Origin of the sequence: Bartonella sp. AP3QHHD (assembly GCF_042195765.1) — a bacterium.
In the GTDB taxonomy this organism is placed as follows: Bacteria; Pseudomonadota; Alphaproteobacteria; order Rhizobiales; family Rhizobiaceae; genus Bartonella.
Genome location: NZ_JBHIPC010000111.1, coordinates 187,504 through 213,704, shown reverse-complemented (window position 1 = coordinate 213,704; position 26,201 = coordinate 187,504). Strand labels below are relative to the sequence as shown.

General features: G+C 38.1%; 25 protein-coding genes and 1 pseudogene. 18 read left to right on the top strand and 8 right to left on the bottom strand.

All coding sequences use genetic code 11. The features are described 5' to 3' along the window. On the bottom strand, positions 1-312 hold a 312-nt coding region (locus tag ACFIL7_RS10005; protein ID WP_375634355.1), incomplete at its 3' end, for an Arm DNA-binding domain-containing protein. 328 nt (positions 313-640) lie between these two features. Here ACFIL7_RS10005 and ACFIL7_RS10000 point away from each other — a divergent pair. Continuing rightward, entirely contained in the window at positions 641-859 is a 219-nt protein-coding gene (locus ACFIL7_RS10000; RefSeq protein ID WP_375634205.1) for a hypothetical protein, read from the top strand. 61 nt (positions 860-920) lie between these two features. Here ACFIL7_RS10000 and ACFIL7_RS09995 read toward each other — a convergent pair whose 3' ends face one another. Further along, the gene (locus ACFIL7_RS09995; protein WP_375634310.1) at positions 921-1,193 is read right to left on the bottom strand and encodes a type II toxin-antitoxin system YafQ family toxin; all 273 of its coding nucleotides are present in this window, start codon (positions 1,191-1,193) and stop codon (positions 921-923) included. 9 nt (positions 1,194-1,202) lie between these two features. Further along, positions 1,203-1,483: pseudogene (locus ACFIL7_RS09990) on the bottom strand (type II toxin-antitoxin system RelB/DinJ family antitoxin). Positions 1,484-1,760: 277 nt separating this feature from the next. Between ACFIL7_RS09990 and ACFIL7_RS09985 the strand changes: the two are divergent. From ACFIL7_RS09985 to ACFIL7_RS09975, 3 genes are all read left to right on the top strand, one after another. Next, a complete protein-coding gene (locus ACFIL7_RS09985) occupies positions 1,761-2,723 on the top strand; it encodes an L-threonylcarbamoyladenylate synthase (RefSeq protein ID WP_375683549.1) in 963 nt (320 codons plus the stop codon). Positions 2,724-2,725: 2 nt separating this feature from the next. After that, complete coding sequence (locus ACFIL7_RS09980) at positions 2,726-4,135, top strand: FAD-binding oxidoreductase (protein ID WP_375634207.1); 1,410 nt, start codon at positions 2,726-2,728, stop codon at positions 4,133-4,135. Positions 4,136-4,279: 144 nt separating this feature from the next. Then, on the top strand, positions 4,280-4,807 hold the full coding sequence (locus ACFIL7_RS09975) for a DUF6101 family protein (protein WP_375628324.1): 528 nt from the start codon (positions 4,280-4,282) through the stop codon (positions 4,805-4,807). 1,059 nt (positions 4,808-5,866) lie between these two features. Here ACFIL7_RS09975 and purD read toward each other — a convergent pair. Further along, positions 5,867-7,141, bottom strand: coding sequence for a phosphoribosylamine--glycine ligase (gene purD / locus ACFIL7_RS09970; protein ID WP_375634209.1), 1,275 nt, complete (start codon positions 7,139-7,141; stop codon positions 5,867-5,869). Between the two features lie 90 nt (positions 7,142-7,231). On the opposite strand from purD, the gene ubiA reads away from it, so the two are divergent. After that, positions 7,232-8,236 (top strand): 4-hydroxybenzoate octaprenyltransferase, encoded by a 1,005-nt coding sequence (gene ubiA, locus ACFIL7_RS09965; protein ID WP_375634211.1) that lies wholly within the window; start codon positions 7,232-7,234, stop codon positions 8,234-8,236. A 237-nt stretch (positions 8,237-8,473) separates the two neighbouring features. On the opposite strand, the gene pdxH is transcribed toward ubiA, so the two are convergent. Further along, a complete protein-coding gene (gene pdxH / locus ACFIL7_RS09960) occupies positions 8,474-9,097 on the bottom strand; it encodes a pyridoxamine 5'-phosphate oxidase (RefSeq protein ID WP_375611119.1) in 624 nt (207 codons plus the stop codon). Between the two features lie 326 nt (positions 9,098-9,423). On the opposite strand from pdxH, the gene ACFIL7_RS09955 reads away from it, so the two are divergent. The 8 genes from ACFIL7_RS09955 (at position 9,424) to ACFIL7_RS09920 (ending at position 18,052) form a co-directional block, all read left to right on the top strand. Next, a complete protein-coding gene (locus ACFIL7_RS09955) occupies positions 9,424-10,329 on the top strand; it encodes a DnaJ C-terminal domain-containing protein (RefSeq protein WP_375634213.1) in 906 nt (301 codons plus the stop codon). 127 nt (positions 10,330-10,456) lie between these two features. Beyond that, positions 10,457-11,275, top strand: a complete 819-nt coding sequence (gene fabI / locus ACFIL7_RS09950) for an enoyl-ACP reductase FabI (RefSeq protein ID WP_273787904.1) — start codon at positions 10,457-10,459, stop codon at positions 11,273-11,275. Positions 11,276-11,423: 148 nt separating this feature from the next. Beyond that, the gene (gene aroC, locus ACFIL7_RS09945; RefSeq protein WP_375634294.1) at positions 11,424-12,512 is read left to right on the top strand and encodes a chorismate synthase; all 1,089 of its coding nucleotides are present in this window, start codon (positions 11,424-11,426) and stop codon (positions 12,510-12,512) included. A 15-nt stretch (positions 12,513-12,527) separates the two neighbouring features. Then, positions 12,528-13,631, top strand: a complete 1,104-nt coding sequence (gene ribB, locus ACFIL7_RS09940; RefSeq protein WP_375634292.1) for a 3,4-dihydroxy-2-butanone-4-phosphate synthase — start codon at positions 12,528-12,530, stop codon at positions 13,629-13,631. A 7-nt stretch (positions 13,632-13,638) separates the two neighbouring features. Next, complete coding sequence (locus ACFIL7_RS09935) at positions 13,639-13,893, top strand: exodeoxyribonuclease VII small subunit (protein ID WP_375618413.1); 255 nt, start codon at positions 13,639-13,641, stop codon at positions 13,891-13,893. Between the two features lie 241 nt (positions 13,894-14,134). Further along, positions 14,135-16,042 carry a 1-deoxy-D-xylulose-5-phosphate synthase gene (gene dxs, locus ACFIL7_RS09930; RefSeq protein ID WP_375634291.1) on the top strand — a complete coding sequence of 636 codons (1,908 nt, stop codon included), beginning with the start codon at positions 14,135-14,137 and terminating at the stop codon, positions 16,040-16,042. Positions 16,043-16,058: 16 nt separating this feature from the next. Further along, positions 16,059-16,802 (top strand): TlyA family RNA methyltransferase, encoded by a 744-nt coding sequence (locus ACFIL7_RS09925; protein ID WP_375634289.1) that lies wholly within the window; start codon positions 16,059-16,061, stop codon positions 16,800-16,802. Further along, the gene (locus ACFIL7_RS09920) at positions 16,799-18,052 is read left to right on the top strand and encodes a class I SAM-dependent RNA methyltransferase (protein WP_375634223.1); all 1,254 of its coding nucleotides are present in this window, start codon (positions 16,799-16,801) and stop codon (positions 18,050-18,052) included. The genes ACFIL7_RS09925 and ACFIL7_RS09920 overlap by 4 nt, the downstream gene beginning before the upstream one ends. A gap of 556 nt (positions 18,053-18,608) precedes the next feature. Here the strand turns inward: ACFIL7_RS09920 and tldD are convergent. Further along, positions 18,609-20,033, bottom strand: a complete 1,425-nt coding sequence (gene tldD / locus ACFIL7_RS09915; RefSeq protein WP_375634225.1) for a metalloprotease TldD — start codon at positions 20,031-20,033, stop codon at positions 18,609-18,611. A gap of 110 nt (positions 20,034-20,143) precedes the next feature. Then, positions 20,144-20,683, bottom strand: a complete 540-nt coding sequence (locus tag ACFIL7_RS09910) for an invasion associated locus B family protein (protein WP_375611128.1) — start codon at positions 20,681-20,683, stop codon at positions 20,144-20,146. A 344-nt stretch (positions 20,684-21,027) separates the two neighbouring features. On the opposite strand from ACFIL7_RS09910, the gene cyoE reads away from it, so the two are divergent. The 4 genes from cyoE (at position 21,028) to rnhA (ending at position 24,629) form a co-directional block, all read left to right on the top strand. Continuing rightward, positions 21,028-21,963: a heme o synthase gene (cyoE, locus tag ACFIL7_RS09905; RefSeq protein ID WP_375634227.1), complete on the top strand. Its 936-nt coding sequence runs from the start codon at positions 21,028-21,030 to the stop codon at positions 21,961-21,963. A gap of 178 nt (positions 21,964-22,141) precedes the next feature. After that, entirely contained in the window at positions 22,142-23,197 is a 1,056-nt protein-coding gene (ispH, locus tag ACFIL7_RS09900; RefSeq protein WP_375634229.1) for a 4-hydroxy-3-methylbut-2-enyl diphosphate reductase, read from the top strand. Continuing rightward, on the top strand, positions 23,197-24,156 hold the full coding sequence (locus ACFIL7_RS09895; RefSeq protein ID WP_375672016.1) for a homoserine kinase: 960 nt from the start codon (positions 23,197-23,199) through the stop codon (positions 24,154-24,156). The genes ispH and ACFIL7_RS09895 overlap by 1 nt, the downstream gene beginning before the upstream one ends. A 5-nt stretch (positions 24,157-24,161) precedes the next feature. Next, positions 24,162-24,629 (top strand): ribonuclease HI, encoded by a 468-nt coding sequence (gene rnhA, locus ACFIL7_RS09890; RefSeq protein WP_375634233.1) that lies wholly within the window; start codon positions 24,162-24,164, stop codon positions 24,627-24,629. A 26-nt stretch (positions 24,630-24,655) separates the two neighbouring features. On the opposite strand, the gene ACFIL7_RS09885 is transcribed toward rnhA, so the two are convergent. Then, a complete protein-coding gene (locus ACFIL7_RS09885; RefSeq protein WP_375634235.1) occupies positions 24,656-25,534 on the bottom strand; it encodes a protein-disulfide reductase DsbD domain-containing protein in 879 nt (292 codons plus the stop codon). A 71-nt stretch (positions 25,535-25,605) separates the two neighbouring features. On the opposite strand from ACFIL7_RS09885, the gene ACFIL7_RS09880 reads away from it, so the two are divergent. Continuing rightward, on the top strand, positions 25,606-26,190 hold the full coding sequence (locus ACFIL7_RS09880; RefSeq protein ID WP_375613019.1) for a YqgE/AlgH family protein: 585 nt from the start codon (positions 25,606-25,608) through the stop codon (positions 26,188-26,190). Positions 26,191-26,201: the final 11 nt, after the last annotated feature.

Below are 26,201 nucleotides of genomic sequence, written 5' to 3'. Positions count from 1 at the left end.
TAGTGCAATATCTTTTAAGTAATGGAGATTGCTTATTGCCTCACGCTTTTGTTTTTCACGTTCTTTAATAGGGTCACGCCCCTCACGTAAAACAGCCCGCCACCCAGTTGCCAATTCACGGGCTTGTTTTAAAGAGACATCTCTTAAAGCACCCAAGCCCATTTCGCGACGCCGCCCATGAATGGTATAACGATACAGCCATTGAGCACCTCCATCTTTACGCTTATGAAGAAGCAAGCCGGCACCATCATTATATTTGCCAGTTCCCAATGTTGCGACAGATCTTGCATTAAGACGATTCATAAGAACCATTTTTACTCCTTTCTGCTATAGTTTTTACCCACACGTCAGCCCCGCTTGTGGTGTGCAAGCAAGTGATATGAATTGATTCAAGATACACAGATTTAAGATGAGAGAATCTTACGTTATTCAGGGTTCTCATTCAATATGAATAACGCTAGATTATGATTATAAATCAATGCATTACACACTGGTTGCGCGACAAATAAATATGTTTCTTCTTGTGTTGGTTGGTTACCTATTTATTTAAGCCGGCAAGATCTGAACACCATTAGCTCAAACTTAGCAAGAGAGATCTTAAAGCACAATAATCTAGGTGAACGCTTGTGTGGGTGGAAACATGGTTAGAAAAAAATCCAAAAAATACACAGAGCTTACAGAAGCAGAAAAAGAAATGCTTCAAGAAATGATCATCACCTATCAAAGCGTGAAAATGATGTCTCGCTTGATGAAGTGGATAGCATTTTTTCTTTTTTTGCTTATCCTTGATTTTGCATGCCTCATGGATGCGATAGACAACATCTTCGCTCATTTGAAGCAGTGGTTCTCAAAGAATTAGAAAAACTGTCATACAAGCAAAAACTTCGAAAAATTCTTTTTACTATGAATTGGAGATCCAATCATAAGCGTAGTTCAGAATGCAAACCAAGTCGTAAGAGCTCGAGTGTTTTGGTATTCGGCTTTCGATAGATCAAAACTAAATCTGGCTTGATATGACAATCACGACAATTGCGCCATTGACCTGTTAGCGCATGATCTCTCCAATGCGCTTTTAGCGGTTCATTCTCCGCTAACGCTTTGACCAAAAGCAGCAAATCCTTCTCTAGTGTATTAGCATACCTACCTTTGCTTTCACGTTTAAGGTCAGACCGGAATGAACGCGTATAGACAATATAGCAAGCTTAGGTTTTCTTTTCAGATTTACGCATTTCGGTTCTATCTTCGCGTATCATGGTCCTTAAGCTGTCTAATAATGTACGTTCGACGCATCCCATTTCGACATCCTCGATAGCTCGTAATGTTTCCGGATTTGGTTGAAAGATCCAAGCGGTAATGTACGATCTCTAGCAATGCGGGTCATAAACATGCGTACTACATCCGATACAGTTAAACCCGTAGACTTAATAACTGCACTTGCAATTTCTTGAACTTGATCAGGTATGCGGGCTTGAATTTTTCCCATTGCTAAATCCCCTATTCAATTGTAGCACAATGTACTGTACGTTAAGTCTATGTCAAGAGTTTCAACAATAGCTTTTCACAAGAGAACTTAGCAAAATTCAAAAAATTATTAGAGAAAGTTAGCAGAATAAGATATGTTTTGTAGAAGAATATTGGAAAATCCTATTCCCTAACCTTTATTTATGAACCCCATACTTAAAAAAACATATAAATCAATGTGATATATGAATAAAAAAGAGCATAATATCACTAAAAGAGTGTTATAGAAATGATGTGTCATGACGATTCTACCACTCGATAGTGCTTCGATAAGAGAGGCAATAGCGCTTCTTGAACAAGGGAAGTTAGTAGCATTACCAACGGAAACTGTTTATGGATTAGCGGGCGATGCAACCAATGGGAGAGCAATTTCTTCTATTTATTCTACAAAGGGTCGTCCGCAAATTAATCCTCTTATTGCGCATGTCAGCGGCATCGAAATGGCGGAACGTTATGTTAAAATTGACTTTCTTTCACGCCAATTAATGGAGGAATTTTGGCCAGGTCCTTTGACATTGGTTTTGCCTTTAAAGGAACAGCATAATATCCATCCTTTAACAACCTCTGGTTTGAATACCTTGGCTGTTCGTTTTCCAGACAGTCGTTTTGCGGAAGTGGTACAACATTTTGGCCGCCCACTTGCTGCTCCTAGTGCGAATCAATCGGGGCGTCTTAGCCCTACTTCAGCTGAGGCTGTTTTTGCATCTTTGGGGGAATCTGTTCCTTTGATATTGGACGGAGGACCTGCTAAAATAGGGCTGGAATCAACGATTATTAAAATTTGTGGTGAAAATATTTATCTTTTGCGTCCAGGGGGGCTTGCGGCTGATGAAATTGAAGAAGTTGTGGGGAAGCCTTTAAAACGGATAGATCAAAGGGCGGCGATTGAAGCTCCTGGGATGTTAAAGTCGCATTATGCTCCCAATGCCACGGTTCGTATGAATGTAGAAAAGGTGGAAAATGGTGAAGCGCTTTTAGCATTTGGTTCAAAGCGTGTTATGGGGGCTGAAAATGCCGTTTCTATTTTAAACCTTAGCGAAGATGGAAAGTTAGAAGAGGCAGCCTCTCATTTATTTCAATATATGAAGGAATTAGATTCATTTAAAGTGAGATGTATCGCAGTAGAACCTATTCCATTATACGGATTAGGGGAGGCTATCAATGATCGTCTTATACGGGCTGCGGCTCCAAAGGAGAAATGAACATGGAGCAGGAATTAATTGAAGGGTTTAGGGAAATTGTTGGTGCTAAGCATGCTATAACAGATCAAGCGTTGATTGCACCGTATTTGCTTGAAGAGCGTGGGCTTTTTCATGGAAAAACACCTTTACTTTTACGTCCATCTTCTTGCGCAGAGGTCTCATCGATTATGCAGTTAGCGAGCAAAACGCGCACACCGATTGTGCCACAGGGTGGAAATACAGGGCTTGTGGGGGGACAACAACCAGATGAAAGAGGAGAGGGCGTTCTTTTATCCATGGAGCGATTAAATAAGATTAGAGCTATAAATATTGAAGGAAATTTTGTTGTTGTAGAGGCTGGTGTTATTTTACAGGATTTACAGAAAAAAGTGGATGAATCAGGTCGTTTTTTCCCTCTTTCTTTGGCATCTGAAGGTTCTTGCCAAGTAGGAGGAAATCTTTCGTCGAATGCTGGAGGGACAGCTGTTTTAGCCTATGGCAATATGCGTGATCTTTGTCTTGGTTTAGAAGTTGTTTTACCGGATGGGCGTATTTTAGATGATTTGCGTTTTGTTAAAAAAGACAATAGCGGTTACGATTTAAAAGATCTTTTTATTGGTGCAGAAGGTACATTGGGTGTTATAACCGCAGCCGTTTTGAAGATGTTTCCAAAAATAAAAGGAAAAGCTGTTGCTTTGGTGGGATTATATAGTCCGGCGAAGGCTTTAGAGTTTTTATCTCTGGCTCAAGAGTATGGAGGAGGGATGTTGACAGGTTTTGAGCTCATGGGAAATCTCAGTTTGCAAATGGCTTTAGATTATAAGATGTGTGAGAAGCCTCCTCTTCAGCGGAAACATGAATGGTATGTATTAATGAACATTTCATCGTTGCAAGGCAATGATGAGGCGTTATCGGTATTGAGTACTATTTTAGAAGAAGCTTTAAAGAATGCGGTGATAGAAGATGCAGTTGTTGCGCAATCTTTAAAACAGCAAGATTTTTTTTGGCAATTACGAGAAAGTATATCATTAGCACAAAAGTTAGCAGGAGGGTCCATTAAGCATGATATTGCAATCCCACTTGCTTCTATTCCTGATTTTATTGCTGATGCAGCGCTTATTGTTGAGGATATTGCTCCAGGAGCACGGGTGATTTGTTTTGGACACATGGGCGATGGAAATTTACATTATAATATTACACAACCTGTAGGAGCTGATACGACAGTGTTCTTGCAGTTATGGTCAACAATGAATCATCGCATTCATAGTTTAGTGGTGGACTATAGAGGTGCATTTTCTGCTGAGCATGGAATTGGTCAGCTTAAGCGCGAAGAACTTCGTTCTTTTAAATCGCCTGTCGCATTGGATATTATGCAAGGGATTAAAAAAACGTTCGATCCTTTAGGGATAATGAATCCTGGAAAAGTATTATAATTCAAGAATGGTGATCATGCATTTTTGTTTAGATTTTAATAACCAAAAAAGAAACCAGTTGTTTTTTATTCAAACTTTTAATAATCCAATGAGAAAAAGCTGCTAAAGGGTGTATGTTATTTAAGATAAATTGGGATAATGTATATGGCTAATCAATGCTTTAATCAGGCAAAAGCGGTGCTTGAATTTCGGTTAGATCCGTGCCATTTGCCACAAACGACGACATATTTTTCATCCAAAACGGGTAATCAGGTTATTTGTTCGTTAAATGAGCGTGGTGTTTCTTTTAAAACGGATATGCCTTCAAGCTTATCGCATTTAATACCCCCTTATCATTTTCAAGGAATTGCAGCACGTACCGTAAAAACGCGTTCAGGAGAAAGAGCTGTTGCATTAGAATTACTTCATGCCGATGAGGAAGCTTGTATACCGCTTTTGGTTTCCAGAGATTTGAATAATGTTCTTCTGGATTGGCGGTTATGGGCGGATACTTATGGCCTTCCCATGCTTATGATCAATGAAGATAATCGCATTCTGGTTGTAAAAGATCGTTCTGATTTACATCGATTTTTTGGTACAACAGCACATTCTAAACAAAAGCATTTTTTACTTCGTTATAGCAATCCGTTAGGCTTGCGTTTGGTGATTGCGAATCGAATTGCACTCCAGTAAATTAACATGCATTCATTTTTGTACTACCGTCAGCATTTATCTTGTTGTGCTGTAAAACATCGTTGTTTGGGGAGGTAACATAAGGCATGTAAACTTCACACATGAAGTGTTTTTAGAAGATATGGCGAATATTCTTAAGTTTGCTTGTAGGTCTTTGTGTAAGTGCAGCATATTAATGAGAATTCAGACCTTTACAGACGGGATTTGGTGTGACTTTTGGTTCTTTAAAACAAAGAGAAAGTCAATGATTGTAAATGAGAGTTTTTTGACACCATACATTGGCAGCAGGAATCGATGATGTAAAACGCTTTTTTCAGAGAGGTAAAAACGGTTTTCATAACAATAGAAACTGTTTTTTTGCGGTATAATTTTGGGTTTTTGCCACATTATTAAAAACACCAGAAGATTACTGGAAGTGTTTTTGAATTTTTTTATAAATCATTTCTTCATGTTGAATGAAAGCTTTGAATATTGCAGAATATTCTTATTTCATCTCTCTTTTATAATCAAAATCATTTAGATAGAAAGGGTTATCGTAATATTGAGAATTGGAAAATACAATGATGGTATAGGTTTTTATTTTTATTCCAGAAAGCTGGCAGAATGGATTTATACTATTTGCAGGTAGTGTCGTAAAATGGGAATGATAAGCATGAGAGATATTGTTTAAGAGTTTGTATGTGAATAACATAACTATCTTTTTTGGGCATTTCATTTTTCGTAAAAGCGGAATTTCACTAAAAACGCGATAAATAAAAGAAATGATAGTATATACGTTTTTCCTCAGGATTTTATAAGAAAGAAAGTGTTTATAAAAATGATGAGAAAATGCGTTTAAAGTAAAGACAACAGTAAAATGATTATTTTATATTACATCTTCAGATTCAGAAAATTTTCCTATTTTATCATGAGTAGATATCCTATTTACAATATTTGATTGTTCAAAGGAAAGCACACTCATTTTTTCAAAATTATGGTCAACGTAAAACAGTGAGAAAATTTTTGTATCATGCTCTTATATAAAATAAGAAAATCGTAAAAAAAGAATATTCAAAGGATTTAATTTTCTCGCGCAACGGCTCTCCATCCGATATCTCGACGAACAAAACCTTCTGGCCAATCAATACAATCAACAGCTTCATAAGCACGTTTTTGTGCATGGGTAATCGTTTTTCCTGTTGCTGTTATATTGAGTACACGTCCACCATTTGCAATGAGTTCTCCATCACGCAACACTGTACCAGCTTGAAAAACTTTCACATCGAGAAGAGTGTTTACTTGATCAACGTTACGGATAACAGTACCTTTTTGGGGAGAGTCTGGATAACCATTAGCAGCCATAACAACGGTGAGAGCTGTTTTTTCAGACCACCGAAGAGGCTGATTTTCAAGTTTTCCTTGAGCTGCAGCAAGAAAAATTGGCAAAATATCATCTTTGAGGCGCATCATTAAAACTTGACATTCAGGATCACCGAATCGTACGTTAAATTCAATTAATTCGGGTCCTTTTTGCGTTATCATTAATCCGACGAAGAGAATACCTTTAAAGGGGGCACCCATTTCTTTCATGCTTTTTAAAGCTGGTTCAACAATTTCTTTGAGAGTACGATTCACTATTTCTTGGGTCATGATGGGCGCTGGTGAATAAGCACCCATACCACCGGTGTTTGCTCCAGTATCCCCATCACCTACACGTTTATGATCTTGAGCAGATCCAAAAGGAAGAGCAACTTTACCATCACAAAGGCAGAAGAAGCTTGCTTCTTCACCTTCAAGAAAAGATTCTACAACAATTTTGTTTTCTGCATCTCCAAATGTACTTTTGAAGCAGGCATCAACTGCGTTAAACGCTTCTTCCATAGTTGTTGCAACCACGACACCTTTGCCAGCTGCTAAGCCATCAGCTTTAATAACAATGGGAACACCTTGTTGCTGAATGTAAGCTTTAGCTTTAGAGGCATCATTAAAGCATTGGTAACTTCCTGTAGGAATGTTATTCTTCCGACATAAATCTTTTGTAAAGGCTTTTGAACCTTCTAGTTGAGCAGCTTTTTGAGTAGGACCAAATACACAGATGTTAGCGCTATTAAGAGAGTCTGTTATACCCGCCACCAAGGGTGCTTCTGGTCCTACAATTACAAGATCAATAGAATGTGCCTTACAAAAATCAATAACAAGGGGATGGTCATCAATGTTCAAATTAATATTTTCACCAAATTCTGTTGTTGCAGGATTTCCAGGAGCACAATATAACTTTGTTAGCAGTGGTGATGCTGCTATTTTCCATGCTAAAGCATGTTCTCGTCCACCTGAGCCAATAAGAAGAATATTCATTGCTTGCTCCTCTCATAAAAGATAATTAATCTCATCCTCTTCTCATAAGAATGAAATGTCTCTATCGCAAGACCAAAGGTAAATCATTTGATGAAAAAAAATAAAAATATCGCGCATGTTCAGTCCTATGATAGCCAAGGACGGGTTATGGATGCATCTTCCAAACAATGGGTCTACAGCTTCCTTCCCCGTTCTTTATGGTTTTATGCGCAATTGGCGCGTTGGGATCGACCTATCGGTTGGCAATTGTTGATGTGGCCTTGTTTTTGGTCAACAACAATGGCTTTTTTCTCTTATAACATGCATTACGATACTCTTTTATCAATGTTTCTTCATTGGGTTTGGTATCTTTTTCTTTTTTTTCTGGGATCTATTGCTATGCGAGGGGCAGGATGTACTTGGAATGATCTTATTGACCATAAAATTGATGCTCAGGTAGAAAGGACACGTTCTCGCCCATTGCCAACAGGACATGTGAGTCGGTTTCAAGCGAGAGTTTTTATCCTTGTGCAATGTTTTGTTGGTTTAGTCGTTTTATCACAATTTAATAGGTTTAGTTTTTTTCTAGGTATTTCGTCATTGATAGCTGTTGCATTTTATCCTTTTATGAAACGCGTAACATATTGGCCGCAGTTTTTTTTAGGCGTTGCATTTAATTGGGGGGCATTAATGGGGTGGGCTGTTGTCTTTGGAAGTTTAAGCTGGGCACCAATCTTGCTTTATGTGGGATCAATTTTGTGGACCATAGGATACGACACAATCTACGCACATCAAGATAAAGAAGATGACGTTACTGTTGGTGTCCGTTCTACGGCTCTTCTTTTTGGTAAAGCAACCAAGCGTGCTTTAGTATTTTTGTATGGTGGTTTTGTGATGTTCGTTAGTCTAGCATTTTATTTAGCTGGAGTCCCTGTTCTTAGTTTTTTGGGGATTTTTGTGGCAAGTATCCATATGTTTATTCAAATTAAAGTCATTGATATAGATGATAGTTCACAATGCCTCAGGCTTTTCAAATCTAATTCGCTTATTGGTTTTGTGATTTTTTCTGGTTTAGTATGTGGGGGTATATGGATGATATTTTATCCTGCGGTCTAAAAATAAGTTAGCTAAAATCATAGTTTCTACTGAATACAGTATGTTTTTTTTAATAAGCTTGTTGCTAATCTATTTTTAAGCAATACAGTAGAAAATATCACCAATTAACCTTTACAGTGAAAATAAAATTCTTCTATTTAAATAGAATAAATCATCTTCTTTTAGAATTTTTCGAATAAAAAATATTTGTTTAATTGTTGCGAAGAAAAAATCTTCATAACGATGAAGTTTGAAGGATTAGGGATAAAGTTTTTGTCTTTTCCAATCGCTGTGTTCAACACAATCCCGTGTAAAAAGCAAACGATCATGTAAACGAAATGGGCGATCGCACCAGAACTCTATAGAAAGGGGTTTAACACGAAACCCAGACCAATAAGGTGGTCGTGGAATATTGCCTAGAGCATAACGCGCAGTATATTGAGCAATTGCTTTTTCGAGCACAAAACGATTGTCTAAAGGTTGAGATTGTTTAGAGGCCCATGCACCAATTCGACTACCACGTGGTCGCGATTGGAAATAGGCATCGGCTTCCTGTTGACTTACTTTTTCAACGATTCCTCTAATTCTGACTTGACGACGGAGTGATTTCCAATGAAAACCTAAGGATGCTTTCATTGATTTTAAAATTTCTTGTCCTTTACAGCTTTCATAATTGGTATAGAAGACGAATCCTTGGGGACTGTAGTCTTTGAGGAGAACCATACGAACATTAGGGAGTCCTGTTTCGTCAACTGTTGCTAATGCCATAGCATTCGGATCATTTATTTCACTTATCGTTGCCTCTTCAAGCCACTTTGCGAAAAGTTCAAAAGGTTTTTGCATTTTCATAAAATGATCATCTGTTGGTATTTTTGTGCTCATAGTTTCTCCAAATATCAGTGAGCATGGGTGAGGCATTTTCTCATTTACTTGATCATCAAGAAGTTACAGTACTATTTTTTCTTATTTTCAAAAAGCCAATGCTATCGTGTATTTCTATGGTAGTTTAATTATTTTTTACTTTAGCATAGACTACAAGGAGCTATATTAAATAAATGTCTCATTTTATCTGGTATTTTAGTTTATTGATAGACATATAAAGAGAAAAGAAGAAATTATTCTCTAGAATAGACTAATGAAGCTATAAGGGATATTGAACAACGTATCAGTTGATATTTTGAAAACGAAGAAATTGAAAAGAGGGCAATATGCGTGATCCCTACACGATTCTGGGTGTGGCACGTACCGCAAAATCGCAAGAGATTAAATCGGCATTTAGAAGATTAGCGAAGAAATATCATCCAGACCATAATAAAGATGATACAAAGGCTAAAGAGAAATTTGCTGAAATTAATCAAGCCTATGAAATTATAGGTGATAAAGATAAAAAGGCACAATTTGACCGCGGTGAAATTGATATGGAAGGAAAACCGCTTTATCAAGCCTATGGTGCTGGTGAAAATTTTAGCAATAAACAAAATCCCTTTTCAGGAAGAGCAAAGGGATTTGATTTTTCCTCTTCAGGTGGTGCAAGTTTTGATGCGAGTGATATTTTTCGGGATCTGTTTGGAGGAGGAGGTAGCTTTTCGAATTCCACACACTATAACCGTCCCCAACAAGGAGCACATGTTCGTGCTAATCTTGCCATAACATTAGAGCAGATGGTTGGCGCAGAAAAGGTGGAGGCTGTTTTTCCAAATGGAAAAAAGTTAAAAATTAAACTTCCAGATTATATTGAAGACGGACAGACTATTCGTTTAAAAGGTCAGGGAGAAGAGGTACCTCACGGGCAAGCAGGAGATGCGTTGATAACCATTCAGATTCAAAAACATCCTCGTTTTCGGGTTGAAGGAAAAGCACTCCATCTTGATTTACCAGTTTCTCTTAAACATGCTGTTTTGGGAGCAAAAGAAGAAGTTGAGACGTTGGAGGGGCGTGTGGTTTTAACGATTCCTGCGTGGTCAAGTTCTGATCGCGTTTTACGGTTGAAAGGGAAAGGGCTTCGTTTAAAAAATGGTACAAGAGATGATCTTTATGTGCATGTTCGCATTATGTTGCCGGGAGATGAAAATGCCGCCGCACTAGAACAGTTTTTGCAAATGCAACAAGATTAATTTTAAAAATTTTATATATAAAAGCGTAGTTTTTGTTTGATTTTAAACCAATTGCTTGAAGAAAAAGTTGACCTGTGTCATAGGCAGGTGAATAATACTAATTTTAAGTAACAATGGGGCAGTGCTGATGGCTAAGGGTAATGGTTTATTGTACGGTAAGCGTGGTTTAATTTTGGGGTTGGCCAATAATCGCTCCATCGCTTGGGGAATCGCTAAAGCGGCAAGTAGCGCAGGGGCAGAGCTTGCTTTTACCTATCAGGGTGAAGCAATGAAAAAGCGTGTCGAGCCTTTGGCTGAAGAATTAAAGGGATTTGTTTGTGGACATTGTGATGTTTCTGACAGTGTCTCTATTGATACGGTCTTTAGAGAAATAGAGAAGAAATGGGGAAAACTTGATTTTTTAGTTCATGCTATTGGTTTTTCTGATAAAGATGAATTAAGTGGTCGTTATATTGATATCAGCGAATCAAATTTTATGATGACGATGAATATTTCCGTTTATTCCCTAACAGCTCTAACGAAGCGTGCAGAAAAATTGATGCCAGATGGTGGTTCAATCTTGACACTAACCTATTATGGTGCAGAAAAGGTTGTTCCCAATTATAATGTAATGGGGGTTGCCAAAGCCGCTCTTGAAGCGAGCGTGAAATATTTAGCGGTAGATTTAGGTCCCCAAAATATTCGTGTTAATGCTATATCTGCTGGACCAATTAAAACGTTAGCGGCTTCTGGTATTGGTGATTTTCGTTATATTTTAAAATGGAATGAATATAATGCTCCATTACGTCGTACGGTAACAATTGAAGAGGTTGGTGATTCTGCGCTTTATTTTCTTTCAGATTTGTCTCGTTCTGTTACCGGTGAAGTCCATCATGTCGATTCGGGTTATAATATCATAGGTATGAAGGCAGTTGATGCACCAGACATTTCTGTCGTTAAAGAATAAAGTTTGGTTTATAAGATTTTATTAGACAGCAGTAATTTGACCAAATTTAAGGTGTCCAAGAGTATTTGGGAGAAAAGAGTTGTCTTGTGTATAGCACACAACATACGTTATCGTTGTATATATTTGACAGAGAAATGGATCTTTTTTCATGTCGCATAATACATTTGGTCATTTGTTTCGTGTAACAACATGGGGTGAAAGTCATGGTGCTGCTCTTGGTTGTGTCATTGATGGTTGTCCACCTGGAATTATTTTTACTCTTGCAGAAGTTCAAGCTTATCTTGATAAACGCAAGCCAGGACAATCAAAATATACAACGCAGCGCCGAGAACCAGATGAAGTAGAGGTCCTTTCAGGAGTTGTTGTTCAAGACGATGGAACGACATTGGTGACAACAGGTACACCAATTTCTCTGTTGATTCGAAATACAGATCAACGCTCTCAAGATTATGGAGCAATTGCTCATCAGTATCGTCCAGGACATGCGGATTATACTTATGATATTAAATATGGCATTCGTGATTTTCGAGGCGGGGGACGTGCTTCGGCACGGGAGACGGCAGCACGTGTTGCAGCAGGTGCATTTGCTCGTAAAATCGTTCCTGGTTTGATTGTACGAGGAGCAGTGATAGCAATTGGTCCTCATAATATTAATCGTGATCGTTGGGATTGGTCAGAGGTTGATAATAATCCTTTTTTTACAGCTGATGCAGAGATGGTTCACATTTTTAGTGACTATATCAGTAAACTCCGTAAAGAGGGGACATCTGTTGGTGCGGTTGTTGAGATCGTTGCAGAAAATGTTCCGGCAGGTTTAGGAGCCCCTATTTACGCAAAGCTTGATCAAGATATTGCCTCGTTACTTATGTCGATTAATGCGGTAAAAGGTGTGGAAATTGGTGATGGTTTTGCGGCAGCCCGCTTGAGGGGAGAAGAAAATGCCGATGAAATGCGAATGGGAAATGATGGAAAACCGCTTTTTTTATCCAATCATGCTGGTGGTATTTTAGGGGGAATATCGAGTGGACAGCCAATTGTTGCACGTTTTGCTGTAAAGCCTACTTCATCAATTTTAACACCTCGTCGTTCCATTGATGTTGATGGTCATGATATAGACGTTATAACAAAGGGACGTCATGATCCATGTGTTGGGATTCGTGCCGTTCCTGTTGGTGAGGCGATGGTTGCTTGTGCTATTGCTGACCATTATCTAAGACATCGCGGTCAAGTTGGGTGATTGAAAAGGTGAACAATGGCGTATGATGAAAAAAAAATTGTTTCTGCACTTAAAGCTTTTGAACGCGGTGAAATTGTTGTGGTGACAGATGATGATGACCGTGAAAATGAGGGTGATTTAACTGTTGCTGCAGCGCATTGTACAGAAGAAAAGATGGCGTTTATTCTTCGTCACACAACAGGTATTGTGTGCACACCTATGCCAAAAAAAGAAGCAAAACGGTTTAATCTTTCTCCTATGGTACCAGATAATAACTCTGCACATGGGACGCAATTTACGGTTACTGTTGATTTTAAACACGGCATAACAACAGGAATTTCAGCGCATGACCGTACATTAGCTGTACGTAATCTTGCGAATTCAAATGCAAGTGCGGATGATTTTGTTCGTCCAGGGCATGTTTTTCCTTTAATTGCGCATGAAGGGGGGGTGCTCATGCGTTCAGGTCACACGGAGGCCGCTGTTGATTTATGTAAATTATCTAATTTGCCGCCGGTTGGTGTTATCGGTGAATTAGTCAATGATGATGGAAGCGTTAAACATGGCGATCAGATTATGAAATTTGCGCAAGAACATCGGTTGCATATTATAACGGTTGCAGATTTAATTTCTTACCGCCAACGTAAGGAAATATTGATCAAGCATGTTGGAGAAATGCTTATTGAAACATCTGTAGGTCCCGCTATTGTTCAAAGTTATCAACTCCCTTGGGAAGTCGTTCAGCATATTGCAATTGTTTTTGGTGATGTCCGTGAGGGTGAGAATATTCCTGTGCATTTACATCATGAAAACATTATAAGTGACGTTTTTTGTCAAACTTCAGATATTATGGTGATGATGCGGCGTATGATGGAAAAAGAAAAACGTGGCGTATTTATTTATTTGCGTGAAGGATCTGTTATACAATCAACTGTTGGTATTCAAAACATGACAAGAAACAGTTCAGAAAACCATGTGCAGGCGATTGAACGCGAAGAAGAATGGCGCAAAATTGGTTTAGGATCACAAATTTTAAAATATTTAGGAATAGGCTCTGTTATTGTTTATGCTTCTAAAGAGCATCATTATGTAGGTTTGGAAGGTTTTGGAGTTCGTATATCCAGAACAGATATTTTTTGAGGTTCATATGAAAAAAGAGATACAAGAGGGGGATATTACGACCTTAAGCTTTGAGCAAGCGCTTAAGCAACTTGAAGTTATTGTCGAAAATTTGGAACGTGGCGATGTGCCTTTGGAACAATCCATTGATATTTATGAACGCGGTGAAGCGCTTAAAAAGCATTGTGAAAAACTCTTAAGAGTTGCTGAAGCTAAAGTTGAAAAAATCCAGCTTTCAGAAGAAGGTTCTCCAGAAGGAGTGGAACCACTTGATGCTAAATAATTTAAATCTTTTTGGATATTTATTGTGGGACTTAAGAGAAGCAATAACCTTAGTTTATAAATAGAAAGTTTTATTGATCTCTTTTTTATAAAATAAGTTAAAAATGAGGAAATTATAGCTCATCTCAAATAGAAAAGAGCATTTTTCAGTAAAAAAGATGCAAAACTGTAAATAAAAGAGTAGAGAAGATATATTTTTATCATTGTGTTTTCTTGAGTTAAGATAATAGAAAGGATTTTTTTTGTCTCAGGTCTTAACACCATTGCTTGACCGTGTTTGTTTTCCGCAAGATTTGCGGGCATTGCCTGAGTCTGATTTGGTACAGTTGGCTGATGAGTTGCGGACCGCAACAATTGATGCGGTTTCTGTAACAGGTGGTCATCTTGGCGCGGGACTTGGTGTTGTTGAGCTCACTGTTGCATTACATTATATTTTTAATACACCAGAGGATAGGATTATTTGGGATGTTGGTCATCAAACCTATCCACACAAGATTTTAACGGGGCGTAGAGAAAAAATTCGCACATTACGTCAAGATGGCGGATTATCGGGTTTTACAAAACGTTCAGAAAGTGTGTATGATCCATTTGGAGCGGGGCATTCGTCTACTTCTATTTCAGCGGGGCTTGGTATGGCGGTGGCAAGTGCTTTGAAAGCAGAGACAAGACGCAATATCATAACTGTCATTGGTGATGGTGCAATGTCTGCGGGCATGGCTTATGAAGCAATGAACAACGCTGGTGCTTTGAATGCACGCTTGATTGTTGTTCTTAATGATAACGATATGTCTATAGCACCACCTACAGGTGCTATGAGTGCACATCTTGCACGATTAGTGTCTCGTCCTTCTTATCGTCATTTGCGTGAACGCGTAAAGATGTTGAGCGAAAAATTGCCAAAGTTTTTTTTGGATAAAGCCCGTCGTTCAGAGGAATTTGCGCGTGGCCTTTTGGTTGGGGGAACTTTATTTGATGAGCTTGGCTTTTATTATGTTGGCCCCATAGATGGGCACAATTTGGGGCATTTATTGCCTGTTTTTAAAAATGTTCGTGAATATCCTAATGGTCCTGTTTTGGTGCATGTTGTAACCCATAAGGGAAAGGGATATCCACCTGCAGAGGCCTCGTCTGATAAATATCATGGTGTTAATCGTTTTGATGTCACGACAGGAAAACAGGTAAAAGCATCAAGTAATATTCTACCCTATACCAAGGTATTTTCTAAAGCTTTAATAGAAGAAGCTCGCCATGATGATAAGATTGTTGGCATAACAGCAGCGATGCCAACAGGGACAGGTCTTGATTCTTTTGCGAAAAAATTTTCTGAAAAAATGTTTGATGTTGGTATCGCTGAGCAACATGCCGTAACTTTTGCGGCAGGACTTGCTTGTGAAGGGTATAAGCCTTTTGTTGCAATTTATTCTACTTTTTTACAGCGTGCTTATGATCAAATTGTTCATGATGTATCAATTCAAAAATTACCGGTACGTTTTGCTATTGACCGAGCAGGTTTTGTGGGGGCAGATGGTGCAACACATGCTGGAAGTTTTGATATTGTTTTTTTGGCCACTCTTCCTGACTTTGTTGTTATGGCACCTTCTGATGAGCTTGAACTGATGCATATGGTGCGTACAGCTGCAGCTTATGATCAGGGACCAATTTCTTTTCGTTATCCGCGTGGTGAGGGGATTGGTATAGATTTACCGCAACGTGGTGAGTTATTAGAAATTGGAAAAGGGCGCGTTCTGCGTGAAGGAAATAGAATCGCTTTGGTTTGTTTTGGAACGCGGATGTCAGAAGTGTTGCAAGCTGCTGATGCGTTGGAGGCTGAAGGATTGTCTACAACGGTTGCAGATGCACGGTTTGCAAAACCTTTAGATAAGGATTTGATGCGTCGTTTGGCACGTGAGCATGAGGTATTGGTGACAATTGAAGAAGGGGCAATCGGTGGATTTGGAGCGCACATATTACAATTTTTAGCGCAAGAAGGGCTCTTAGAGCATGGTTTGAAAGTTCGTACACTAAAATTTCCTGATGAATATTTGAATCATGGTTCACCAGAAAAAGTTCTTTCACGTGTCGGACTTGACGCTATGGGTATTTTAAGCACGGTTTTTGCTGTTTTGGGACGCGAGATTCGAACAGAATAGAAAATTCGAGTATGAGATGGCTTCCAGAAAAAGACTCGATATTTTTTTAGTTGAAAAAAACTTTTTTACGACACGTTCACGCGCACGTGATGCAATTATGCGCCAAACTGTTAAAGTTAACGGAGAAATCGTTTTTAAAGCTGGGCAAATCGTTTTTGATGATGCAGAGATTACCGTTTGTGATCCAGCACAGAATTATGTTTCTCGGGCAGCGTTAAAATTGATTGCTGCACTTGATGCATTTCCAATTATAACAGATAAAGTGACAGCCATTGATGTTGGTGCATCAACAGGTGGTTTTACGCAAGTTCTCTTAGAGCGTGGAGCAGATCATGTCATTGCCGTTGATGTTGGGCATCATCAATTTGATAAACGTTTATTGGGCAACAGTGCTATAACGTTATTAGAAGGCTTGAATGTCAGAGATTTTAAACAGGAACATTTAGGTGGGCGAGAAATTGATCTTATCGTTTCAGATGTTAGCTTTATTTCGCTCAAACTTGCATTGCCTCCCGTGTTGTCTTTAGCCAAGAAGGGAGCCCAAGCTGTTTTACTGGTAAAGCCTCAGTTTGAGGTTGGTCGTAAACACTTTAGTAAGGGAGGAATATTAAGTCCATCAAGTGCTAAAAAAATTGCTGAGGCGCTTTTTGTTTGGTTAAGTACACAAACAGGGTGGAGTGCAAAAAGTTTAATTTCTTCCCCTATTACAGGTGGTGATGGCAACGTGGAATATTTACTATTCGGAGAAAAACAAGAGTGAATGACAATGTCATAATCGATCATATCGGAGCAAATGGTTATGGTACTGCTAAGACGTCTCACGGCTTCGTTTCTGTTCCTTTTACTTTACCAGGAGAGTGTGCTGAAATTACGGTTCATGGAAAATATGCAACATATATAGCATTAAAAGAAAAATCATTAGAACGCATTGATACTCTTTGTCAGCATTTTGGAGAATGTGGAGGGTGTACTCTTCAGCATTGGCATATGGATGCTTATCGCGTATGGAAACAACAATTGGTTGTTGATGCGCTTAAAAAGTATGGACTTAATAATGTTGTTGCGCCTTTAATAGAATGTAAACCTTATAGCCGACGGCGGATTACTCTAACAGCATCTATGACCCCACAGGGGCAAAAAGTTGGTTTTAACCGTTATCTCTCTCATGAGATTGTAGCTCTTGAGGAATGTCCAGTAAGCCGTCCAGAGCTTATTTCTCAGTTGCATAATATTAGAGAGCTCTGTGCTTTTCTAAGCAGCTCTGCCAAACGGTTTCATGTTACGATAACATGTGTTGAAAATGGTTTAGATGTTGCTTTAAGCGGTTGCATTATACACCATGAATCACTTCGTCAGAAAATGATCAGTGCTGCTCTTTCATATGGGATTATACGTTTATCTGTTGACGGTGAAGTTTTGGTTGAACGAGAAAAACCAGAGATTTACTTTGGAGATGTCCGTGTTGAATTTCCTTCTGGTGGTTTTCTGCAAGCAACTTGTGAAGCTGAAAATATAATGGGCAATATTATTTTGACTCATTTTAAAAAAGTAAAGAATGCTGTTGATTTGTTTTCAGGGGTAGGAACATTTACCTTGCGTATGGCAAAAAAGATGAATGTTCATGCAGTAGAAAATAATGAAGATGCATTAAGAAATCTAAATACAGCAGCACGTTTTGCGACTGGTTTAAAAACGTTCACTTGTGAAAAACGTGATCTTTTCCGACATCCCCTTTCTGTAAAGGAACTTGAATGTTTTGAGAGTGTTGTTTTTGATCCTCCCCGTGCTGGTGCAGAGCAACAAGTACGTGAATTAGCGAAGACAACAGTATCACGTGTTGTGGCAATTTCTTGTAATCCTACTACATTTGCTCGTGATTTATCTCTTCTTGTTGCAGGGGGGTATACAGTAGAAAAAATCATACCGATTGATCAATTTTTATGGTCACCACATGTCGAAATTGTTGCTGTTTTGAGCAAAAAGAAAAAAAAGAAAGGTTGGAAACTTTAGCCTAATTTTTTTTAATGCTATGAAGATTTTTTAAAAGTTGACCTGTGTATTATTATAAAATCTCTCCAAAATTTATCTATAATAATAATCTTTTTCTCGTTGAGTTAAGAGCACTGAATGTAGAAAGTGTTTTTTTTCTTTTAAGCTTTTTTATTATGAAATATAAAAGACAAGTTACCCCACACAAAAAAACCACAAAAGACTAATGTATTACGAAGAAGATGTGTCTGAATAAGCCTGTGCCGTCGTTATATTTGCCATCCCCTAATGTTTCTTAAAACTCTTGGTACTTGAGACGGCCCATAAGAGGAATCTTTAGTTCTTTCTTGTACAGTTTTTATCCATATAACTCTCCCCGCCTGTAACGTATAAACGAATGATTTTGATTGATCCAACAGACACAGATTTAAAATGAGAGAATCTTACGGTATTCAAGGTTCTAATAAAATATGAATAACGCTAGATTATCTTTATAAATCAATTCATTGTAACATCCCCCTCACAAAATGGTCGTAATAGACGAGAAGGAGGCAATACTGGGAAGGAATGAGCAAGCTTATTCCTCTATAAGCGCAGTTCCACCGATTGTCATATTATTGATTCGAAGATGAGGTTGACCAACACCAACAGGGACATTTTGCCCTGCTTTTCCGCACATGCCAATACCATTATCAAGTTTGCTATCATTGCCAATCATTGTAATACGTTTCATGGCATCTGGTCCATTACCGATAAGGGTTGCACCTTTAATAGGCGCTACAATTTTACCATTTTCTACTCTGTAAGCTTCAGTACATTCAAAGACGAACTTTCCAGAAGTGATATCAACTTGTCCTCCGCCAAATGAAACAGCGTAGATACCGTTTTTGAATGATGATAGAATTTCTTCAGGTGTTTTATCGCCTCCTAGCATGATCGTATTAGTCATCCGCGGCATTGGTGCATGTGCATAGGATTCACGCCGTCCATTTCCAGTTGGATTAACCCCCATAAGTCGAGCATTTAGTCTGTCTTGCATAAAGCCAACGAGTTTTCCATCTTCAATAAGAACATTATATCCTGATGGGGTTCCTTCATCATCAACAGTAAGTGAACCACGGCATTCGGGAATTGTACCATCATCAACAACTGTAACACCTTTTGCGGCAACTTGTTGGCCAAGAAGTCCAGCAAAAGCAGAAGTTTTTTTGCGGTTAAAGTCACCTTCCAATCCATGACCTACGGCTTCATGAAGCATAACACCGGGCCATCCATTGGCTAAAACAACATCAAATGTTCCTGCTGGCGCTGCTTCTGCTTCTAAATTTGTTAAAGCCATACGTAAGGCTTCATCTGCAGCTTTTTTCCAATTGTCTTCATGAATAAATTGGTTAAATGCTTGTCTCCCTCCACATCCATAAAAACCATTTTCACGTCGATTGCCTTCAGCTGCGACCACAGATATAGAAAGTCGCACAAGGGGACGAATATCACGAACCAAATAACCATCTGCACGTAAAATTTCAACATGTTGTAGCGAGCCGGAAAGAGAAACAGTCACCTGATGCAATTTATCATTTTTAGCACGTAAATAGGCATCAATTTTTTGCAAAAGAGCACTTTTTTCTTCAAATGATGGAGAATCAAGGGGATTATGCGGTTGATAAAGTCTTTTGTTTGTTTGTTGAGGTGCTATGCTATAAGTCCCTGCATGATTATTATAGGTAACAGCTTTAGCAGCTTCACTGGCACGTTTGAGTGCAGCAGCTGATAACTCACTAGAGTGAGCATATCCAGTAGCCTCTCCAGCAACAACGCGTAGTCCAAATCCCATATCTTGATGAAATGAGCCGTTTTTAAGCTGTCCATTATCAAATAAAAGAGCTTCGCTTTCTGTATACTCAAGGTAAAGCTCACCATCATCAGCATGATGAAGTGTTTCCTGTATAAGTGATTGCACTTTAGAGGAAGCAATATCAAAATGATCAATCAGCGATTTCATAAGAATTATCCTATTTTTATGGGGGCTTAGAAGATTTTTATCAATCTAATTTTAAGAATCTTTCAAAATATACGATGAGATTTTGATTGTTTAAAATGTATTGATTTCATTCATGTCGGTAAGGTTGCATAGGCGTCGCCAAGACCATGAAGGTCAACAAAACCTCCAATCCCTTGTTCAGGAGTTGTAAAGATAAAATAGGTTGCCATTTTTCCTTTTAAAAAGAGCTGCAATATGTCTTCTTTAAGAAAGGCTTCAGCAACACAATTATCACCAAGACAACGACGATATTCCATTCTGCCCATATTTTTATCGTCAATTTTAATTCCAACGCCAGGACGTAATTCAACGCGAATCGGAACAAAAACACGCATCAAGGCACCTTGCTTTTGAGGAAGTTTATAAAATGTAACGCGCAAGGTAATATCTTGACGCCCTTGTGTGTGAACGTTTTGTACAACTTCACACTGCATGTTAGGTGTACCTGGTGGTAGAGAACACACTTTTGTCCATGCACCATAGGTTTGTGGAGCAGGGACATCTTGTGCATAGGGTGTTTGTGCAAATGCATGACTGATAAAACTACTATAAAGTGTGTAAAGAACAGCACCAATAAAAAAAGTTTTTTTGAGTAATTTATAAAGTATCACAGAAAATCCTATCCGACTCAACACCCACAACCATGCATAGATTTACATAAAAAAATGAACTCCCCATAAAAAACTATAACACAAAATCAGTATTTACCCAAATATATTAATTCATATGATATATTTTTATGATACATTTGTAATGTGGAGAGAACGTTGATTGAAAAAATGTATTTTTATTGCCAATATTTCCATTTACTTTTAGGGGATACGTGCGAAAGAGATATTTCATATTTTCTCAAAAATACGATTGGTCTTAATTGGTCATTTCCATACGCTAGATAATATTTGTCAGATAATATTGGGTTTGTGAATGACAGAAATGGAAAAGGGCTTTGAGTGGAATGTCAGTTTCAGAAGAGTTATCTGTTGTGAATGGTAAATCAACGCCACCAAAATCCGGTATTGGTGATTACATCACATTATTAAAGCCACGTGTTATGTCTCTTGTGGTTTTTACGGCTCTGGTTGGTTTGCTTGTATCGCCTGTTCCTATCAATCCGTTGTATGGTTTTTTAGCAATTTTATGTATTGCTGTTGGCGGTGGTGGTGCGGGAGCATTGAATATGTGGTATGATGCTGACATTGATGCTGTGATGGAACGAACTAAAAAGCGTCCTATTCCCATGGGTAAAATCAGCTCCCAAAAGGCATTTATTTTTGGCATGGTTCTTTCTATGCTCTCGGTATTGGTTATGGGGAGCTTCATTAATTGGTTTGCGGCATTTTTTCTTGCGTTTACGATTTTCTTTTATGTCGTTATCTATACAATTTGGTTAAAGCGTATCACACCACAAAATATTGTTATTGGTGGTGCTTCTGGGGCTTTTCCACCAATGATTGGATGGTCCGTGACAACAGGGACAGTGAGTATTGATAGCTTTTTATTATTTTTAATCATTTTTATGTGGACCCCTCCTCACTTTTGGGCTCTTTCTTTATTTTCATCTCTTGATTATGAGGCTGCAGGTATCCCTATGATGCCTAATGTACGAGGTGAGCATTCAACAAAAAAACAGATTTTATTTTATACTGTTTTGATGGCATTATGCGCTGCTGCTCCGTGTTTTACTGGTCTTGGCGGAATTTTTTATGGTATTTTTTCAACAATTTTAAGCATTATCTTTATTTATTTTGCCTATCGTTTGTGGAAAGCTGATACACATAATGAAACTATTTTGATGGCCAAAAAAACGTTTTTCTTTTCATTACTTTATTTGGCAGCTATCTTTGGAATTCTTTTGATTGAATCTCTTGTTTGGTATTTTATCGCTCTTTAGTCGCGTAAAATGAAGGAGCAAATTTTAAAAGAGCTTTTCTTCAAGAAAATGCTGTAAGAAAATACGATAGAGTGTGTTCTTATACAAAAGATGATATTGCGCGTTTTTTTACATTGCTTATTCATGTATAATGATAGGTTGTTTGAATATAATAAAGCTATAGAGATTAAGGATGATTATGTCTGGACTTCCCCCTTTAACGATACGTCTTTGTAGTCCACGTGGATTTTGTGCAGGGGTTGATCGTGCTATCCAGATTGTTCTGCTTGCATTAAAAAAATATGGTGTTCCAGTATATGTTCGTCATGAAATTGTACACAACCGCTACGTGGTTGAGGGATTACAGCAACGGGGTGCTGTTTTTGTCGAAGAACTTAATGAGATTCCAGAAGAACATCGCAATCAACCAGTTGTTTTTTCTGCTCATGGTGTACCAAAATCTGTTTCAGAAGAAGCACGATGCTATAATTTGTTTTATCTCGACGCAACATGTCCGTTGGTCTCGAAAGTTCATAAACAAGCGATACGACATCAACGTCATGGTCGTCATGTTATATTGATTGGTCATGCTGGTCATCCTGAAGTGATAGGGACAATGGGACAGCTTGAAGAAGGGGTTGTGACGCTTATTGAAACGATAGAAGATGCTTTGCATTATCAACCCAATGATCCAGATAAATTAGGATTTGTTACACAAACAACGCTTTCTGTTGAAGATACTGCAGGAATTATCGATATATTACAACAACGTTTTCCTACATTAGCAGCCCCAGCGGCTGAATCAATTTGCTATGCTACAACGAATCGACAAGATGCGGTTAAAGCAGCGGCAAAGGGGAGTGATTTGTTTTTGATTGTTGGAGCACCAAATTCTTCTAATTCACGACGTTTAGTAGAGGTTGCCGAAAAGTCTGGTGCGCGACAAGCTATTTTAGTTCAGCGCGCTGATGAAATTAATTTTGAAAACCTAAAATCTCTTTCTATTGTCAGTCTTTCAGCAGGGGCTTCGGCTCCTGAAATTATTATTGATGAAATTATTTCAGCGTTTCGTGAGCGTTATGATGTCACAATAGAATTAGCTGAAACAGCGGTAGAAACGGAAAAATTTTTAGTGAGTCGCGAATTACGTGACGTCATTTTAACGTCTCAAGATATGGCTTTCGTCAATGGTCAAGCAAATAATGCAAAAAATGAAAATCAGAATACAGACATGTCTACAACGAAAGCAGAATAATGGCCGTTTATACAGATATTCACCCAAATGATTTAAAAGTGTTTTTAACACGTTATGCAATAGGATCACTTTTGTCTTATCAAGGTATAGAAGAGGGGATTGAAAATTCCAATTTTATGTTAGAGACAACACAAGGGCGATTTATTTTAACACTTTATGAAAAGCGTATTTCAGAAGATGATTTACCTTTTTTTTGTCGCTTGATGCAGCATTTAGGACAACGTGGAATTCCTTGTCCTAAACCTGTTATTCAAAATGATGGAATGATGATCTGTGAATTAGCAGGACGTCCTGCTGCTATTATTACTTTTCTGGAAGGAGAGTGGATCCGCCAGCCCAACATAGATCATTGTGGCGAAGTGGGGATGGGGTTAGCACAATTACATTTAGCAGGACAGGATTTTACACTCAGTCGTAAAAATACTCTTTCTGTTATGGATTGGCAGGTATTGTGGCAACGTTGTCAAACCAAAGAAGATGCATTGTTAAAAGAATTTGGACAAAAAATTGAGTTGGAATTGGCTTTTTTACAGGAAAATTGGCCGTTCAATTTACCAATAGGCATTATTCATGCAGATTTATTTAATGATAACGTTTTTTTTGTGAATCATCGTCTTTCTGGGATGATAGATTTCTATTTTGCTTGTAATGACTTTTTTGCTTATGATTTAGCGATCTGTTTAAATGCTTGGTGCTTTGAGCCTGATCATTCCTATAATCTTACCAAAGCACGTAAGTTATTGGAAAATTATCAAAAAATAAGACCATTGATCCCTTTAGAATTGGACAAGATGGTTTTATTAGCTCGTGGTGCGTCTCTACGTTTCTTACTCACACGTCTATATGATTGGTTTAATACACCGCCTAATAGCTTTGTTATTAAGAAAGATCCATGGGAGTATTGGCACAAGCTTTGTTTTTTCAGTAATGTAAATTCGCTAAGTGAATTAGGTTTTTAAATTTTATGGCAACTCAACAAAAAGTCGTTGAAATTTATACAGATGGTGCTTGCTCAGGGAATCCTGGAATTGGAGGGTGGGGGGCAATTTTACGCTGGAATGGTCATGAACGGGAGCTTTATGGCGGTAAGGTCCATACGACAAACAATCAAATGGAACTCATGGCGGCAATTTGTGCATTAAAGGTGCTTAAAGAGCCCTGTTTGGTCGATCTTTATACAGACTCAGTTTATGTACGTAACGGTATATCTAAGTGGATTGAAGATTGGAAAAAGAATAATTGGCGCACCGCATCAAAAAATCCTGTTAAAAATATGGAGCTATGGCAAGCTCTTGAGGATGCTAGTTCTTGTCATACAGTTAGATGGCACTGGGTAAAAGGGCATGCGGGACATCCAGAAAATGAACGCGCAGATGCCCTTGCTCGCAAAGCAATTACTCAATATCGTGAAAATGGACGTTTTCCAGCATAATTGCTGTTTGAGAGCTTTTTCTTTTATCACGGAGACGCAAGAGGGGTTGGCTGCGTATGGAATATGAATGTTCCACTTAAGGCGTGATCTTTAAAAGAAACTGTATAAAAAATTTTTTGGTTTATTTCTTCTGGTGCGAAATAGAGTGGAGCATTAAAGAGTGTATATTCTGCGTTATCACTGACTTTTCTTGCTGCTCCAATTTGCATTTCTCCTCCATCTAAAAAGAGAGAGGAAGGAGTGGTTTTGTTATTATTTTGTATTTTTATAAGAAGGGTACTGTTATTTTTTTCGGCACTTATTTTTAGTGCATTCTGCGCCATGCGTGGCAAAGAATCTTGCGCCTTTTTTAAGAAGGAAGCAGGAAGCTGTTTATTTTTAAGAGCAGATGGCGAAAAATCAAAGTTAACAGTAAATGGAAGACAGATTTTGTGACATAATCCAAGAGTGAAAGCACCACTTAAATTTTTGCTTGAACTAGAAAGATTGAAGGGCAATATTACTTTATCTTTATAACCTAATGACCAATCATTTTCTGTTTCAAAAAGCTGTGGAGTAGGATAAAAGATTTCATAAGAAATCTGTTGGTTGAAATTAAAAAATGGTGCCATGCCAGAATTACCTGGATTACGCCAGTAAGTTTTCCATTCTGGTTTAAGCTCAATTTCAATAATGCCTTCTCTTATTCCAGAAAGAGAAGGTTCAGTGATCGCTAATCGGATACGACCACCATCTGATTCATACCAAGATGTTGCGAAAAGCTGGAGTTTTTGTTCTGTTTGAGCATTTACAGGAATGTTAAGTAATTCTAAAACTATGAATGTTAAGCTTAAAGTAACTAAAAGCTTTTTATAAAAGAAAGTTGCGATATTTTGTAAATTTGTAAATATATAACTTTTTTTCATTGGAGTTTTATTTTCCTAGTGTGCTAAATGAACAAACTTTTATCATGTAAATTATGGAGAATAACAGATTAATGAAGCGGTGTAATGGCTTTTTAGGTGGACAATTACTCATAGCAATGCCTGGGATGAATGACAAACGCTTTATTCGTTCTGTTATTTATATTTGTGCGCATTCTGATGCCGGTGCGATGGGCATCATTCTCAATCAATTGCATCATATTGATTTTCCGGAGCTTTTGCTTCACTTAGGAATCATAGACAGTGGCCAAAAAAAAAGTCTTTCTGAACCAATAAAACAGTTTCCAGTTCGCTATGGTGGTCCTGTTGATCCTTCGCGTGGTTTTGTTCTTCATTCAGATGATTATGCTTGTGAAGAAACTGTTTTTATTGCAGATAAGATCTGTTTTACTGCGACAATTGATATATTAAAAGCGATCAGTTGCGAACAAGGTCCGCAACATGCACTGGTCGCATTAGGCTATGCTGGATGGAAAGCGGGGCAACTTGAGGCAGAAATTTCTACAAATGGGTGGCTAATCAGTTCTACATCACCTAGTTTTCTTTTTGAAAGCGATTTAAGCTGCAAATATGATAAAAGTTTAACACGCATGGGTATCGATCCAACTTATCTTGCTTCTGAAATGGGACACGCGTAGAGTTTTTTCTA